Origin of the sequence: Streptomyces sp. NPDC059900, assembly GCF_050270335.1 — a bacterium.
Lineage (GTDB): Bacteria > Actinomycetota > Actinomycetes > Streptomycetales > Streptomycetaceae > Streptomyces.
Genome location: NZ_JBNNJZ010000165.1, coordinates 1 through 15,223, shown reverse-complemented (window position 1 = coordinate 15,223; position 15,223 = coordinate 1). Strand labels below are relative to the sequence as shown.

Here is a 15,223-nt window from a genome sequence, read left to right as displayed (position 1 = left end):
TCGAGAAGGGGGAGCCGGAGGAGGCCCTTGCCCCCGATTTCAACGTGGCCCCCACCAAGGAGGTCTACGCGGTCCTGGACCGTCCGTTGAAAGACGCCGACACTGTTTCAAATAGTTCCTCCGTCACGGGCCGCCCGGTTCGCCAGCTGCGCACGCTCAAGTGGGGCCTTGTCCCGTCCTGGTCGAAGACGCCCGAGGGCGGCGCCCGGATGATCAACGCCCGCGCGGAGACCGTCCACGAGAAGCCCTCGTACCGCCGGGCCTTCACGTCGCGCCGCTGCGTCATCCCGGCCGACGGCTACTACGAGTGGGTCACCGGCACGAGCGAGCGGGAGCTGGAGGTCGAGGGCAAGAAGAAGCGCCCCCGCAAGCAGCCGTACTTCGTGACGCCCGCCGACGGCTCGGTCTTCGCGATGGCGGGCCTGTACGAGTTCTGGCGCGACAAGACGCTGCCGGACGAGCACCCCCTCGCCTGGTGGGTGACGTGCACGGTGATCACCACGGAGGCGGAGACCGCGCCCCTGGCGGTCGCCCCGGAGGAAGGCCCGCGCTCGCTGCACGACATCCACCCGCGAATGCCCCTCATGCTGACGCCGGACCGCTGGGACGCCTGGCTCGACCCCTCGCGCACGGACCCCGAGGACCTGCGCACCCTCCTGGAGCCGCCGCCGCACGGCCTGATGCGGGCCTTCCCGGTGTCGACGGCGGTCAGCAACGTACGCAACAACGGCCCGGAGCTGCTGAAGGAGCTGGACGGCCCCGAAGAGGGCACACTCTTCTGACGTGACCAAGAGCGAGAGCGGGACCGCGAGCGGTACCAAGAGCGAGATCGTCGAGACCGACGCCGGTGAGGCGCGCATCACCTGGCACCCCGCCCCGAAGGGCAAGGCCCGCATGGTGCTGGCCGTCAGTCACGGGGCCGGCGGCGGCATCGAGGCCCGTGACCTGCGGGCCATCGCCGCCGCCCTGCCCGCGCACGGCGTCACCGTCGCCCTGGTGGAGCAGCCCTGGCGGGTGGCGGGCAAGAAGCTGGCGCCCGCTCCCAAGACCCTCGACACGGGATGGCGCGGCCTGTGGCCCGCCGTGGCGAAGCCCGGCCTCCCGGTGATCGCGGGCGGCCGCAGCGCGGGGGCACGCGTGGCCTGCCGCACCGCCACCGAGCTGGGCGCAGCCGCCGTACTGGCCCTCAGCTTCCCCCTGCACCCGCCGGGCAAGCCGGAGAAGTCCCGCGCGGACGAACTCCTCGGCGCAGGGGTGCCCACCCTCGTCGTGCAGGGCGGCAACGACCCGTTCGGGAAGCCCGCCGAGTTCCCGCAGGGGACGTACGAGCTCGTGGAGGTTCCCCACGGGGATCACGGCTTCGCTATTCCCAAACGCGCCGGGATCGGGGAGGCCGAAGCCATGACTCTCGTCACGGATGGCGTCATCCGATGGACGGGAATGTTGGATGCGTGAGCTCTGTTGTGCCGAACAGAAGCTAAACGCTGTTGGTACGAGAGGAAGTCAGCCGCATGGGTTCGACCATCTGCCCGGCTCGCTCCAGCGCCCCTGACCTGGAATGGACGGTGCTGAGCGCGCCCAAGGCCGCCCCTATTCGGGCGGCGGCGGGACCGGATCGTCGTCTATCCTCCGATTCGAGTGGGACTGCTTTCGGTCCTGCCACGTCTTTGGAGGAGGTGGGTCCGGTCACTGGGACCGACGCAGGGGCCGAGCAAGGCCAGGCGGAGCGACCCGACGGAAGCGCCGAGACGTCGGCGGAGCGCACGGCCCGCTTCGAGCGGGACGCCCTGGGCTTCCTCGACCAGATGTACTCGGCGGCGCTGCGCATGACGCGCAACCCGGCGGACGCGGAGGACCTGGTGCAGGAGACCTACGCCAAGGCGTACGCGTCGTTCCACCAGTTCCGTGAGGGCACCAACCTCAAGGCGTGGCTGTACCGCATCCTCACCAACACGTTCATCAACTCGTACCGCAAGAAGCAGCGCGAGCCCCAGCGCAGCGCCGCCGAGGAGATCGAGGACTGGCAGCTCGCACGGGCCGAGTCGCACATGTCCACCGGTCTGCGCTCGGCCGAGTCGCAGGCGCTCGACCACCTGCCGGACTCGGACGTGAAGTCCGCGTTGCAGGCGATCCCCGAGGAATTCCGCATCGCCGTCTATCTGGCCGACGTCGAGGGCTTTGCGTACAAGGAGATCGCGGACATTATGGGGACACCCATCGGTACGGTGATGTCCCGGTTGCACCGCGGCCGTCGCCAACTGCGCGGCATGCTCGAGGACTACGCCCGTGACCGCGGCCTCGTCCCCGCCGGCGCCGCCTCAGAGTCGTCGAACGAAGCGAAAGGCTCAGGCTCATGAGCTGCGGAGAGCCGCACGAGACGGATTGCAGTGAAGTCCTGGACCATCTGTACGAGTTCCTGGACCACGAGATGCCGGACAGCGACTGCACCAAGTTCGAGACGCACTTCGAGGAGTGCTCTCCGTGTCTGGAGAAGTACGGCCTGGAGCAGGCGGTCAAGAAGCTGGTGAAGCGCTGCTGCGGTCAGGACGACGTGCCGACCGACCTGCGCGCCAAGGTCATGGGCCGCATCGACCTCATCCGCTCGGGCGAGGCCGTGCCCGAACATGACGTGACCGTGGAGACGGTCACCGCCGACGGCGGAGCGCAGGCCAAGGGGCTGCGGGCCAAGGAAGCCTGATCTTGCGGTAGTTGAGTGTGAGCAGGTCGTGACGGAAGTCCGTCACGACCTGCTTTTTTCTGTTCTCCGTCACTCGAACGTGCCAATTTCCGCGAGCGGCGCTCGGAGCGGGGCGCGACCGTTCTAGTCTCCGGACCTTGGAACGTGGTCACCGGGGCGTCACGGGGGCCATCGGGGGTCACGGGGGAGGAGACAGTGCCATGCGGTCCATCGCTCCGTGGGCTCGCGCCTACATCCTGTGCGTCACCCTGGCCGGCGTCGCCTGCGCCGCGCCCGCGCTGACCCCGCATACGCCCTGGGGCGCGATCGGGCTCCTCGCCGGGCTCTACGCCGGGTGCGAGCAGGCTTCGCGGTGCCGGGTCATCGGCCGCCGCGGACCCAACGGCCTCGGCACCTTCTTCCCCGTCCTGCTCGCCGCCGTCTTCCTGCTGCCGCCGGCCGCCGCCGCGCTCGTCGCGGTGCCCGGGGCGCTGCTCACCAGCGTCGAGCGACGCCCCCGGTGGGTGCGCAAGGTCTGGCGTGCGGCCCAACTCGCCCTGGCCGCCTGGGCCGCCGCCCGGGTGTACGGAGCGCTCGGCGGGCCCGGAGCGGTGGCCGCGCCCGACTTCCCGTACGCCCTGCTGCCCGCAGGAGCGGCCGTCGTCGCCTTCTCCGCCGTACTGACCGTCCTGGACGGCGGCATCCTGGCCACCGCGGAGCGCGTGCCGGTGCGGACCGCCTGGCGCGGGCTCTTCCCGCGCTCGTTCGCGCCGGTCGCCGTGCACGGCCTCGCGGGCCTGATGATGGCCGTCCTCTGGCGCAGTCCGTACGGGCCGCTCGCCGCGCTGCTCGTACTGCTCCCGATGGGGGTCTCCTGCTGGGTCTTCGCCCAGTACCACCGGGAGCGGGCCGCCCACCAGGCCACGATCAGGGCGCTCGTACAGGCCGTCGACATCAAGGACCGGTACACCCGCGGGCACAGCGAGCGCGTGGGGCACGCCTCGGTGCTGATCGCCCGCGAGCTGGAGATGGCGGACGAGCGGGTGGAGAGCCTGCGGTTCGCCGGAATCCTGCACGACGTGGGCAAACTCGGTGTGCCGACCCGGCTGCTGCGCAAGGACGGGCCGCTGACCCCCGAGGAGCGGCGGGTCATCGAGCTGCATCCCGAGTACGGACACGAGATGGTCCGGGGCATCGGCTTCCTCGGGGAGGCGCGGGCGGCGATCCTGCACCACCACGAGCGGATCGACGGGAGCGGCTATCCCTACGGGCTCGTGGGGCAGCAGATCCCGGAGTTCGCGCGGGTGGTGGCCGTTGCGGACGCGTTCGACGCCATGACGTCCACGAGGTCCTATCGCAGGGGGCGGCCGGTCGCTGCCGCTGTGGCCGAGTTGTCGCGGTGCGCTGGGTCCCAGTTCGACCCCGCGATGGTCGCCGCGTTGCGGCGGGCGCTGGATCGGCACGGGTGGGACCCGGCGGTTACCTCTGATACCGGGGAGGTGGTCCCCGGGCCCCGGCTGGGGGCTGCCGGTGTTGCGGCTGTCCCCGGGGCGGGGGCTCGGTGAGCGCTGCTCTGTCGGAACCCCGCGGTGAGGGTTGTGCCCACTCGTTCCGCCGTGCGGAACGCCTGCCCACAACGGTGGGGGCTGTGATTTATGGCTCTGCCGGGCTGATCGTCCTTGTCGGGCTCGGGTGGACTCTCTGGCACGGGGTGGCCGAGGGCGGGGTCGCGCTTGCCTTTGGGGGGCTTGTCGCGGTGGGGGAGCTGGCCCGGCTGGGGGCCGGGGGCAGCGAGCGGGAGCCCGCGCCGCTCGGGGCCGCCGGAGCGCTGGCCTACGCGCTGCTCGGGGAGGTCGGGGGGCGGGCCACGCACCACGGCGTGTTCCAGGTGATCGCCGTCGTGGTCGCCGCCGCGCTCGTCGGGGCCGTGCCGCACGTGGCGCTCGGCAGAGGACCCGCCCTCGATCACGTGGCGCGGCGCGTGCTCACGGTCGGCTTCGCCGCCGCGTGCTTCCAACCGCTCTACAACGCGGGGAAGTTGGGGGAGTGGGCGGGGCAGGGGCCGGGCTTCGCCGTCATCATCGTCGCGCTGCTCGTCCTGACCGCCCTGTGCGACGCCGTGCTGGCCGCCGCCATGGCCTGCGCCCGCACCCGCTGGCCCTTCGGACCGCTCCTGCGCGACGAGCTCCGGGCCATGCCCGGCATCGGGTCCGCCGTGTGCGCCACGGGGGCCGTCATGGCGCTCGCGGTCGCCGTGGCGGGGCTCTGGGCGCTGCCGGTGTTCAGCCTGCCGCTGCTCCTGACCCAGCTGTCCTTCGGGCGGTACGCCGCGGTGCGGACCACCTACCGGCAGACCATCGCCTCGCTCGCCCGGTCCACCGAGATCGCCGGATACACCCCGCAGGGCCATGCGCGCCGGGTCGCCGCGCTGAGCAGGGCCGTGGGGCGTGAGCTTGGTCTCTCCGCGCCCGACCTCGCCGTCCTGGAGTACGCGGCACTGATGCACGACATCGGGCAGCTCTCCCTCGTCGACCCGGTGCCCGCGGGCGCCACCGCGGCCCTGCCGGACGCGGAACAGCGGCGGATCGCGCTGCTCGGGGGCGCCGTCGTGCGTCAGACGGGGGTGAACGGCGACGTCGCCGTGGTCGTGGAGCGGCAGGCGGACCCGTACCGCGAGCAACCGCTCACCGCCCGTATCGTGCGGACAGCCAACGCGTACGACGAGATGGCCAGGACAGAAGGCCCCGGAGGCCCGCTCAACGCCCTGGAGCGGCTGCGCCTGGGCACCGGACGCGACTACCAGCCCGAAGTCGTCGAAGCCCTGGCCCGGGTGCTTTCGCGGGGCGGTCATAGCTTGCCGCCGGTTGGGTAACCCATGGGTAATGAGCGGCCGTCCGACCGTACGTGGTTGGATGCGAAGAGGGCCCTCAGGGCACATCGGAACGCAGGAACTCAAGTACCGGCAGGCGGGAATCGTGAGGATCTTCGGCAAGGGACGGCACCGGCCCTCCGCCTCATGGCGGCAGGCCACCGACCGCGCCTTCACGCTGATCGGCGACGGGCGGTACGAGGACGCGGGCGCACTTCTGACCCGCGCGGCGGATCTCGAGCCGTGGCTCTCGGAGTCCTGGTTCAACCTCGCGCTGCTCCACAAGTTCCGGCACGACTGGGAGCAGGCACGGGCCGCGGGCCTGCGGGCCGTCGCGCTGCTCGACCGGTCGGCCGGCGCCCCCGACTGGTGGAACGTGGGCATCGCGGCCACCGCGTTGCAGGACTGGCCGCTGGCCCGGCGGGCCTGGCAGGCGTACGGCCTGAAGGTGCCCGGCGGTGTGGCCGCGTCGGGCGAGCCCACCGGCATGGACCTGGGCAGCGCCGCCGTGCGGCTCTCGCCCGAGGGCGAGGCCGAGGTCGTGTGGGGGCGCAGGCTCGACCCCGCCCGTATCGAGGTGCTCTCCATCCCGCTGCCCTCCTCCGGGCGCCGCTGGGGCGAGGTCGTGCTGCACGACGGCGTCCCGCACGGCGAGCGCACGACCGGGGCCGGGGACTCGTATCCCGTCTTCGACGAGATCGAGCTGTGGGCGCCCTCACCGGTTCCGACCTGGGTGGTTCTCCTGGAGGCCGCCACCGAGGACGACCGGAACGCCCTGGAGAGACTCGCGGCGGACGCGGGCTTCGCGGCCGAGGACTGGTCGTCGTCCGTGCGGCTGCTCTGCCGTATGTGCTCCGAGAGCCGCATGCCGAGCGACGAGGGCGACGGCGAGCACCTGGACCCGCACGACCACAGCGAGCCCGGCCACCCCGGACCGCTCGGTCACCGCAGCCCGGGCGCCCTGTGGGTGCCCGAGCGGGAGTGCGGCATCGCGGCCCCCGCCGCACTGGTGCGCGGCCTCCTCGACGGCTGGGTGGCGGACAGCCCGGACTCCCGTGACTGGCGGGATCTGGAAGAGGTCTGCTGACTCCTGGCCGTAGGCTGTACCGGCACATCTCTTGTGGTTTCCCAGGAAGGCGTACGTCGGACAATGGCGCAGGACACTGAGCAGCAGGCCTCGGGCGGGGTCCTCCCCGTGGACGACGAGGGCTTCGTCATCGACACGGAGGACTGCGAGGAGCGGGAGACGGCCTGGCGCGAGCGCGGCACGTCCCGGCCCATCACGGTCGTCGGCAACCCCGTGCTGCACAAGGAGTGCAAGGACGTCACCGCCTTCGACGCCGACCTCGAGCAGCTCGTCGCCGACATGTTCGCCAGCCAGCGGACCGCCGAGGGCGTGGGCCTTGCCGCCAACCAGATCGGCGTCGACCTGAAGGTCTTCGTCTACGACTGCATGGACGACGAGGGCAAGCGGCACGTCGGCGCGGTCTGCAACCCCGTGGTGCGCGACCTGCCCGCGGAGCGCCGCCGCCTGGACGACTCGAACGAGGGCTGCCTCTCGGTGCCCACGGCCTACGCCGAGCTGGCCCGCCCGGACTACGCCGAGGTGACCGGGCAGGACGAGAAGGGCAACCCGATCAAGGTGCGGGGCACCGGCTACTTCTCGCGCTGCCTCCAGCACGAGACGGACCACCTGTACGGCTACCTCTACATCGACCGCCTCTCCAAGCGCGACCGCAAGGACGCGCTGCGGCAGATGGAAGAGGGCACACCGCGCTACCCCGTGGTGTCCAACGACTGAGACAGTCAACTTCAGGCACGCGCGCACCGCCTGCCACCTGCGGCCCCTGGTCGGGAACTCCCTCCCGTCCGGGGGCCGTTCGCATTGGCCGGTCAGTTGTGCGAGCAAAACAGGCTTGTGGTGATCCATAATCAGTCACGTAGGGGGATTTTTTCGGCGTTGGGGGGTAGTGAATGGCGCAAATCTGTTCCCTGAACGGTCAGTTGTGGTGCTGAATGGAAAGCGCGGGGATACGCAACGGCGCGCGCCCGGTACGGCGGGAGGGGCGTGCGTCCTCAGGCGGCTGAGAGGGGCTTGTTCGTGCCTGCATATTCATATGGCACTTCACCGACACAGCCACAGACACCGGCGGTCTCCGTGCCGCCGGCGCTGGCACTCCCGGTGATCGAGGCAGATTTCCCACGACGGCTACATCCGTATTGGCCGAAGCTTCAGGAAAAGTCCAGGACATGGCTGCGCGAAATGCGGCTGATGCCCCCGGACAAGGTGGAGCGGTACGCCGACAGCCTGTGCTACACGGACCTGGTGGCCGGGTACTACATTGGCGCGCCGGACGAGTTGCTCAGCGCGATAGCCGACCTCAGCAGTTGGTTCTTCGCGTGGGACGACCGGCACGACCGCGACTCGGTGCACGGCAGGGCGGCGCAGTGGCGGCGGCTGTGCCGGGGCCTGCACGAGACGCTCCGGGCGCCCCGGCAGCAACTGCACCACCGTGACCCTCTGGTCGCGGGGTTCGCCGACTGCGTCCTGCGGCTGTACTCGCAGCTCGGCCCCAGCTGGAACGCCCGGTTCGCCCGGCATTTCCACAGCGTGATCGAGGCGTACGACCTGGAGTTCAGGAACCGCAGGACCGGCACGGTCCCCACGGTCGAGGCCTACATCGAGCTGCGCAGGCTGACGTTCGCGCACTGGGCGTGGATCGACCTCCTCGAACCCACGGCACGGCACGAGCTGCCGAGGGAGGTGCGCAAGCATCCGGCGTACCGGCGGGCCGCGCTCGCCACGCAGGATTTCTCCGCCTGGTACAACGACCTCTGCTCGCTCCCCAAAGAACTCGCGGGAGACGAACTGCACAATCTCGGGATCAGTCTGATCCAGCACGAGGGCCTTTCCCTCGAAGAAGCCGTTGCGGAAGTGCACCGCCGGGTGACCCGATGCATATCGGATTTCCTCGCGGCGGAAAAAGAAGTACTGCGGCTCGCAGGTCAGCTGGCGGACGGAAGTGCACACGGAAAGAAACTCTCGGACGCGGTGGAATCCTGCGTCTTCAACATGCGGAACTGGTTCTCGTCCGTGTACTGGTTCCATCATGAATCCGGCCGCTATCGGGTGGACAGCTGGGACGACCGGTCCATTCCTCCGTACGTGAGCGACGCGGCGATCGGCGAAACAGGAATCAGCGACATGGCCGAAATTGAATTGGTAGGTGAGGAATGAGCGTCGAATCCGTCATACCCGCGGCAATTCCCCCGCTCGTCAGCGGCGGCGCCCCGCTCATCGGCCACGCCTGGAGTCTCGTGCGCGACCCGCTCGGCTTCTTCGCCGCACTGCGGGACCACGGTGATCTCGTACGGATCAGGCTGGGACCCAAGACGGCGTACGCGGTCTGCGACCCGGAGCTCGTCGGGCAGCTCCTGCGGAGCCCCGACTACATCGTCGGAGGGCCGCTCTGGGACACCCTGGAGGTCCTCCTGGGCAAGGGCGTGGCGACCAGCAACGGGAAGCTGCACCGGCGGCAGCGGCGCATGATGCAGCCCGCGTTCAAGCGCGAGCGGATCGCGGACTACGCCAAAGTGATGGAGGAGGAAGCCCGTGCCACGGCCGCACGCTGGGGCCCGGGCGAAACGGTCGACATAGGCTCCGAGATGTTCCGCACGGCCGTGCGCGTCATCTCGCGCTCGCTCCTGGAGGTCGACGCGATCGGCGAGAAGGCGGACCGCATCGCCGAGTCGCTGCACACCGTCTTCGAGGGGCTCTACCGCAGGATGGTCCTCTCGGTCGGGCCGCTGTACCGCGTGCCGACCCAGGGCAACCGGCGGTTCCAGAGCGCGCTGGCCGATCTGCACGCGGTGGTCGACGAGATCATCGCCGCCGGCCGGGCGGCGGACGCGGAGCGGGACGACTTGTTGGCCGAAATGCTTCGGGCACGCGATGAATCAGGGCAGCCGCTCAGCGATCAAGAAGTCCACGACCATGTGGTCTCCCTCATCGTGGCGGGCGCCGAGAATATCGCGTCGACCCTGGCGTGGACGTTCCATCTGCTGGCCGAACACCCCGAGCAGGAAAGGCGATTGGTTGAAGAAGTAAAGGCCGTCGCGCCGGACCGGGAGATCACATTCGCCGACCTCAAGGACCTTCCGCACACGCGGAATGTCGTCACCGAGGCCATGCGTATACAACCGGCGGCCTGGATATTCACACGCCGGTCGGTGGGCGAAACCAACCTGGGTGGCTATCGAATTCCGGCCGACGCCGACATCGTCTACAGCGTGTACGCGATGCAGCGCGATCCGCGTTCCTTCGAGCAGCATCTGCGGTTCGACCCGGACCGCTGGAATCCGGAACGGGCTTCTGACGTGCCGGAGTTCGCGATGATGCCGTTCGGCACCGGTAACCGCAAGTGCCCGGGTGACCATTTCAGCCTGGCGGAACTCGCCATCATTCTGGCCACTGTGGCCCCGAAGTGGCACCTGGCACCGGTCGCGGAGACCGACGCCGAGACGAAGATCGGCATCACCCTGCAACCGAAGAAGCTCGTTCTGCGGGCAGAGCGGCGCTGACGGCCACCGGGCCGCGGAAGGTCCGGCGGTAGGCGTTCGGTGTGGTGCCGAGCGCCCGCAGGAACTGATGGCGCATCGCCGCGGCGTTGCCGAAACCGGCACGCCCGGCGATGGCGTCCACCGTCTCGTCCGAACCCTCCAGCAACTCCTGGGCGAAAACGACCCGTTGGCGCAGAAGCCAGCGGTAGGGCGTGGTGCCGGTCTCCTGCTGGAAGCGGCGCGCGAAGGTGCGCGGCGACATGTGCGCGCGCTCGGCGAGCCGCTCGACGGTGATGTCGTCCGCGTCCAGATGGCGCTCCATCCAGGCGAGCACCCCGCCCACGGTGTCGCACTGCGTGCGCGGCAGGGGGCGCTCGACGAACTGGGCCTGCCCGCCGTCGCGGTGGGGCGGCACGACCATGCGCCGGGCGATGGCGTTGCCGACCTCGATGCCGTGCGCCTGGCGCACGATGTGCAGGCAGGCGTCGATCCCGGCGGCGGTGCCCGCCGACGTGATGACCGGCCCCTCGTCCACGTACAGGACATCGGGCTCGACCCGGGCGCGCGGATACTGCACGGCCAGTTCCGTGGCGTGCCGCCAGTGCACGGCGCAGCGGCGGCCGTCGAGCAGCCCCGCGGCGCCGAGCACGAAGACGCCGGAGCAGACGGACAGGACGCGGGCCCCGCGGTCCACCGCGCGGCGCAGGGCGGCGAGCAGATCCCCGGGGTAGTCGCGGTCCGCGAACGACTGGCCTGCGGGGACGGCGATGAGGTCGGCCTCTTCGAGCCGGTCGAGGCCGTACTGCGTGGTGACCGTGAACCCGGCGTGATTGCTCAGGGGCCCGCTCTCCCCGGCGACCACCGCGAAGTCGTACACGGGAAGGCCGTCCTCGCTCCGGTCGAGGCCGAACACCTCGCAGACGACGCCGAGTTCGAAGGGGTTCACGCCGTCGAGCAGGACGACGGCCACGTTCTGCAGAGTTCCGGAATCCACCATGGCGGCAGTGTGCCGCAGGGCTGGCAGTAAGTCGATGGTGTGTGGCAGTCCTGCCACTGACGCGTCCGTCCGGCGCGCAGGACAGTGAGGACATGAACGCAATCCTCGATTACGCGACCGTCCTGACCGTCCTCCTTCTCCTGGCCGCACCCTCGCTCGTCGGGTACGTCCACGACCGCCGGATCGACCGCGAGCTGCGGGAGGCGGCGTCCGCCGCCACCCGCGGCCCGGCGGGGCTAGAACTCGTCGTCGAAGGAGACCGAACCCTCGACCGCGACCTGGTAGGCCGAAGGTCGCCGCTCGAAGAAGTTGGTCAACTCCTGGACTCCCTGGAGCTCCATGAACGAGAACGGGTTTGACGAGCCGTAGACCGGCGCGAACCCGAGCCGCTGGAGCCGCTGGTCGGCGACGCACTGGAGGTACTCGCGCATGGAGTCGGTGTTCATGCCGGGCAGGCCGTCGCCGCACAGGTCGCGCGCGAACTGCAACTCGGCCTCGACGGCCTCCTTGAGCATGTCCGTGACCTGCGCCTGAAGGGCGTCGTCGAAGAGCTCCGGCTCCTCCTTGCGGACGGTGTCGACGACGTCGAACGCGAAGCTCATGTGCATCGTCTCGTCGCGGAACACCCAGTTCGTGCCGGTCGCCAGGCCGTGCAGCAGACCGCGCGAGCGGAACCAGTAGACGTAGGCGAAGGCACCGTAGAAGAAGAGGCCCTCGATGCAGGCCGCGAAGCAGATGAGGTTGAGCAGGAAGCGGCGGCGGTCGGCCTGCGTCTCCAGGCGGTCCAGCTTCTCGACCTCGTTGATCCACTTGAAGCAGAACTCCGCCTTCTCGCGGATCGAGGGGATCTCCTCGACCGCGTCGAAGGCGGCGGCGCGGTCCTCCGGGTCGGGCAGATAGGTGTCGAGCAGCGTCAGATAGAACTGGACGTGCACGGCCTCCTCGAAGAGCTGGCGGCTCAGGTAGAGCCGGGCCTCGGGGGAGTTGATGTGCTTGTAGAGCGTGAGCACCAGGTTGTTGGAGACGATCGAGTCACCCGTCGCGAAGAACGCGACCAGGCGGCCGATCATGTGCTGCTCGCCCGGCGAGAGCTTGGCCAGGTCGGCGACGTCCGAGTGGAGGTCGACCTCCTCGACGGTCCAGGTGTTCTTGATCGCGTCCCGGTAGCGCTCGTAGAAGTCCGGGTAGCGCATGGGACGCAGGGTCAGCTCGAAGCCCGGGTCGAGCAGGTTCTTCTCGGAGTTGGTGGTGCTGGACATTACTGGCAGGCCTCGCAGGACTCGGGGTTTTCCAGGGAGCAGGCGACGGCCTCTTCGGCCGTGGCCTGCGCGGGAACGGGGGCGGGCTCGGCGGCCTTGCCGGCCGCCGCGCGGGCGATGCGCGTCGCCGGGCGCGAACGCAGGTAGTACGTGGTCTTCAGACCCTGCTGCCAGGCGTAGGCGTACATCGAGGAGAGCTTGCCGATGGTCGGCGTCTCCAGGAACAGGTTCAGGGACTGCGCCTGGTCCAGGAACGGGGTGCGCGCGGCGGCCATGTCGATCAGGCCGCGCTGCGGGATCTCCCACGCGGTGCGGTAGAGCTCGCGCACCTCGGCGGGGATCCAGCCGAAGCCCTGCACGGAGCCGTTGGACTCGCGCAGCGCCTCGCGGGTCTGGGCGTCCCAGACGCCGAGGCGTTTCAGCTCCCGCACCAGGTAGGAGTTGACCTGGAGGAACTCGCCGGACAGCGTCTCGCGCTTGAAGAGGTTGGAGACCTGCGGCTCGATGCACTCGTAGACGCCCGCGATGGACGCGATGGTGGCGGTCGGCGCGATGGCCAGGAGCAGCGAGTTGCGCATGCCGGTCGTGGCGATACGTTCCCGCAGCGCTGCCCAGCGCTCCGGCCAGGTCAGCTCGACGCCGTAGTGGTCGGGGTGCAGGACGCCGCGCGCGGTGCGGGTCTTCTCCCAGGCGGGCACGGGGCCGTTGCGCTCGGCGAGGTCGGCCGATGCCTCGTACGCGGCGAGCATGATGCGCTCGGCGATGCGCGTCGACAGGGCGCGGGCGGCGGGGGAGTCGAAGGGCAGCTTCAGCTGGAAGAAGACGTCCTGGAGCCCCATCGCGCCCAGGCCCACCGGCCGCCACCGGGCGTTGGAGCGGCTGGCCTGCTCGGTCGGGTAGAAGTTGATGTCCACCACGCGGTCGAGGAAGGTGACGGCGGTACGGACGGTCTCGTCGAGCCGCTGCCAGTCGATGTCACCGGCGTCCGTGTCCACGAAGGCGCCGAGGTTCACCGAGCCCAGGTTGCAGACGGCCGTCTCCCCGTCGTCCGTCACCTCCAGGATCTCCGTGCAGAGGTTGGAGGAGTGGACCGTGTGGCCGGGCTCCGCCGTCTGGTTGGCGGTGCGGTTGGCGGCGTCCTTGAACGTCATCCAGCCGTTGCCGGTCTGTGCGAGGGTGCGCATCATGCGGCCGTAGAGGTCGCGGGCCGGGATGGCCTTGCGGGCGAGCCCGGCGGCCTCGGCCTTGCGGTAGGCGGCGTCGAAGTCGTCGCCCCACAGGTCGACCAGCTCGGGCACGTCGGCGGGGGAGAACAGCGACCAGTCCTGGTCGGCGGCGACCCGGCGCATGAACTCGTCCGGGATCCAGTGCGCGAGGTTGAGGTTGTGCGTGCGGCGCGCGTCCTCACCGGTGTTGTCGCGCAGCTCCAGGAACTCCTCGATGTCGGAGTGCCACGTCTCCAGGTACACCGCGGCGGCACCCTTGCGGCGCCCGCCCTGGTTCACGGCGGCGACCGAGGCGTCCAGGGTCTTCAGGAACGGCACGATGCCGTTGGAGTGCCCGTTCGTGCCGCGGATCAGCGAACCGCGGGCGCGGATGCGGGAGTACGAGAGGCCGATGCCGCCCGCGTGCTTGGAGAGGCGCGCGACCTGGTGGTAGCGGTCGTAGATGGAGTCCAGCTCGTCCAGCGGGGAGTCGAGGAGGTAGCAGGAGGACATCTGCGGGTGGCGGGTGCCGGAGTTGAAGAGCGTCGGCGAGGACGGCAGGTAGTCCAGGCGGCTCATCAGGCGGTACAGGGCGGCGACTTCGTCCACCGAGCGCGCGGTGCCGTCCTCGGCGAGGCCGCTCGCGACGCGCAGCATGAAGTGCTGCGGGGTCTCGATGACGTGCCGGGTGATCGGGTGGCGCAGGAGATAGCGGCTGTGCAGGGTGCGCAGGCCGAAGTAACCGAACCGGAAGTCGGCGCCGTCCTCGATCGCGGCGTCCACGAGACCGTCGAGGCGCTGTGCGTGGTCCACCGCGAACGCGGCGGTGCGGTCCGCGATCAGGCCCTCGCGATGCCCCACGGCCACCGAGTCGGAGAAGCTGCGCACGCCCTGCGACGCGGCCTCGTCGCGGATGCTGAGGGTCAGCAGCCTGGCCGCCAGCTGCGAATACGTCGGGTCCTCGGAGATGAGCCCGGCAGCCGCCTCGGTCGCCAGCTCCCGCAGCTCCGCCACATCGGCCCTGGCCGAGCGGCCCCGCAGCGCGGCGGCGGCGACTCTGCCGGGGTCGGCGTCGGGGAGGTCGGCGGTCAGTTCGGTCAGGGTACGCAGCAGCGCGGTTCCCGGGCCGTCGGCGGTCTGCTGACCGTCGGTGGTCTGCGCTGACGCAGGTTCGGCTGGCGCGATGGTCACGGAGCACTCCCTCGCTCGGCTCGGAGCCTTGAGGAGGGCAGGAGTGACACACGGGGGCCGCAGCCGGGCAGGGCTGCGCTCCGCGTCCACCAGCCCATTCCACGAGGCCCGGACGTCGTCGGCACCCGAACCGGACGGAACGGGTGCACTGTCGACAGGTCCTCGGACTCATGGGTACGACAAATGCGTACTCATACACCGTTGCGGGACAGTTCCGGACTTGCACCGGATTCCCCTGCGGCGACAGCGAGCACGAGCATACATCTTGTGCTGGCTCTGAGCGGCAGCCCCATATCTTGTGTCGGTGTGTGCATCCCCTAGGGTGGCGGCCGAACTGGAGGCCGAACTGAAGGCCCAACGGGGGGAGTCGGTGTGCGAGCTCGGGTCGCGGGTTGTGCCGCGCTGTTGATGACGCTGCTCAGCGCGTGCGGTGGCGGCGAGGACCAGGTGAAGACGGCCGATCCG

At 70.1% G+C, this 15,223-nt stretch carries 13 protein-coding genes and 1 riboswitch; of the genes, 10 read left to right on the top strand and 3 right to left on the bottom strand.

Going from position 1 to position 15,223, the window contains the following annotated elements:
* The 10 genes from ACQKIP_RS21860 to ACQKIP_RS21815 form a co-directional block, all read left to right on the top strand.
* Positions 1-782: SOS response-associated peptidase (locus ACQKIP_RS21860; RefSeq protein WP_427743828.1), on the top strand; the 782-nt coding region annotated here is incomplete at its 5' end.
* A 1-nt stretch (position 783) separates the two neighbouring features.
* The gene (locus ACQKIP_RS21855; protein ID WP_365860540.1) at positions 784-1,455 is read left to right on the top strand and encodes an alpha/beta hydrolase family protein; all 672 of its coding nucleotides are present in this window, start codon (positions 784-786) and stop codon (positions 1,453-1,455) included.
* Between the two features lie 221 nt (positions 1,456-1,676).
* Positions 1,677-2,357 (top strand): sigma-70 family RNA polymerase sigma factor, encoded by a 681-nt coding sequence (locus ACQKIP_RS21850; protein ID WP_361181605.1) that lies wholly within the window; start codon positions 1,677-1,679, stop codon positions 2,355-2,357.
* Positions 2,354-2,698 carry a mycothiol system anti-sigma-R factor gene (gene rsrA, locus ACQKIP_RS21845; protein ID WP_365860541.1) on the top strand — a complete coding sequence of 115 codons (345 nt, stop codon included), beginning with the start codon at positions 2,354-2,356 and terminating at the stop codon, positions 2,696-2,698. Before ACQKIP_RS21850 ends, rsrA begins: the two co-directional genes overlap by 4 nt.
* A 200-nt stretch (positions 2,699-2,898) precedes the next feature.
* Positions 2,899-4,242: an HD-GYP domain-containing protein gene (locus ACQKIP_RS21840; RefSeq protein ID WP_365860542.1), complete on the top strand. Its 1,344-nt coding sequence runs from the start codon at positions 2,899-2,901 to the stop codon at positions 4,240-4,242.
* Between the two features lie 83 nt (positions 4,243-4,325).
* A complete protein-coding gene (locus tag ACQKIP_RS21835; protein ID WP_427743825.1) occupies positions 4,326-5,549 on the top strand; it encodes an HD-GYP domain-containing protein in 1,224 nt (407 codons plus the stop codon).
* A gap of 103 nt (positions 5,550-5,652) precedes the next feature.
* The gene (locus ACQKIP_RS21830) at positions 5,653-6,633 is read left to right on the top strand and encodes a tetratricopeptide repeat protein (RefSeq protein ID WP_361181599.1); all 981 of its coding nucleotides are present in this window, start codon (positions 5,653-5,655) and stop codon (positions 6,631-6,633) included.
* A 63-nt stretch (positions 6,634-6,696) separates the two neighbouring features.
* Complete coding sequence (def, locus tag ACQKIP_RS21825; protein ID WP_365860544.1) at positions 6,697-7,347, top strand: peptide deformylase; 651 nt, start codon at positions 6,697-6,699, stop codon at positions 7,345-7,347.
* Positions 7,348-7,647: 300 nt separating this feature from the next.
* Positions 7,648-8,784 carry an epi-isozizaene synthase gene (gene cyc1 / locus ACQKIP_RS21820; RefSeq protein ID WP_365860545.1) on the top strand — a complete coding sequence of 379 codons (1,137 nt, stop codon included), beginning with the start codon at positions 7,648-7,650 and terminating at the stop codon, positions 8,782-8,784.
* Positions 8,781-10,127, top strand: a complete 1,347-nt coding sequence (locus ACQKIP_RS21815) for a cytochrome P450 (protein WP_365860546.1) — start codon at positions 8,781-8,783, stop codon at positions 10,125-10,127. The genes cyc1 and ACQKIP_RS21815 overlap by 4 nt, the downstream gene beginning before the upstream one ends.
* Here the strand turns inward: ACQKIP_RS21815 and ACQKIP_RS21810 are convergent.
* The 3 genes from ACQKIP_RS21810 to ACQKIP_RS21800 all read right to left on the bottom strand — a co-directional run bounded on the left by ACQKIP_RS21810 (position 10,081) and on the right by ACQKIP_RS21800 (position 14,758).
* On the bottom strand, positions 10,081-11,103 hold the full coding sequence (locus ACQKIP_RS21810) for a helix-turn-helix domain-containing protein (protein ID WP_365860547.1): 1,023 nt from the start codon (positions 11,101-11,103) through the stop codon (positions 10,081-10,083). The two genes, ACQKIP_RS21815 and ACQKIP_RS21810, sit on opposite strands and share 47 nt — an antisense overlap.
* A 236-nt stretch (positions 11,104-11,339) precedes the next feature.
* Positions 11,340-12,362: a ribonucleotide-diphosphate reductase subunit beta gene (locus ACQKIP_RS21805; RefSeq protein ID WP_365860548.1), complete on the bottom strand. Its 1,023-nt coding sequence runs from the start codon at positions 12,360-12,362 to the stop codon at positions 11,340-11,342.
* Complete coding sequence (locus ACQKIP_RS21800) at positions 12,362-14,758, bottom strand: ribonucleoside-diphosphate reductase subunit alpha (protein WP_365860549.1); 2,397 nt, start codon at positions 14,756-14,758, stop codon at positions 12,362-12,364. Before ACQKIP_RS21800 ends, ACQKIP_RS21805 begins: the two co-directional genes overlap by 1 nt.
* 136 nt (positions 14,759-14,894) lie before the next feature.
* Positions 14,895-15,018: riboswitch (cobalamin riboswitch) on the bottom strand.
* Positions 15,019-15,223 lie beyond the last annotated feature (205 nt).

Bases quoted from the DNA above. Each gene is read 5' to 3' on its own strand.
- rsrA (WP_365860541.1), top strand. From the start codon at position 2,354: ATGAGCTGCGGAGAGCCGCACGAGACGGATTGCAGTGAAGTCCTGGAC.
- ACQKIP_RS21840 (WP_365860542.1), top strand. From the start codon at position 2,899: ATGCGGTCCATCGCTCCGTGGGCTCGCGCCTACATCCTGTGCGTCACC.
- def (WP_365860544.1), top strand. From the start codon at position 6,697: ATGGCGCAGGACACTGAGCAGCAGGCCTCGGGCGGGGTCCTCCCCGTG.
- ACQKIP_RS21815 (WP_365860546.1), top strand. From the start codon at position 8,781: ATGAGCGTCGAATCCGTCATACCCGCGGCAATTCCCCCGCTCGTCAGC.
- ACQKIP_RS21810 (WP_365860547.1), bottom strand. From the start codon at position 11,103: ATGGTGGATTCCGGAACTCTGCAGAACGTGGCCGTCGTCCTGCTCGAC.
- ACQKIP_RS21805 (WP_365860548.1), bottom strand. From the start codon at position 12,362: ATGTCCAGCACCACCAACTCCGAGAAGAACCTGCTCGACCCGGGCTTC.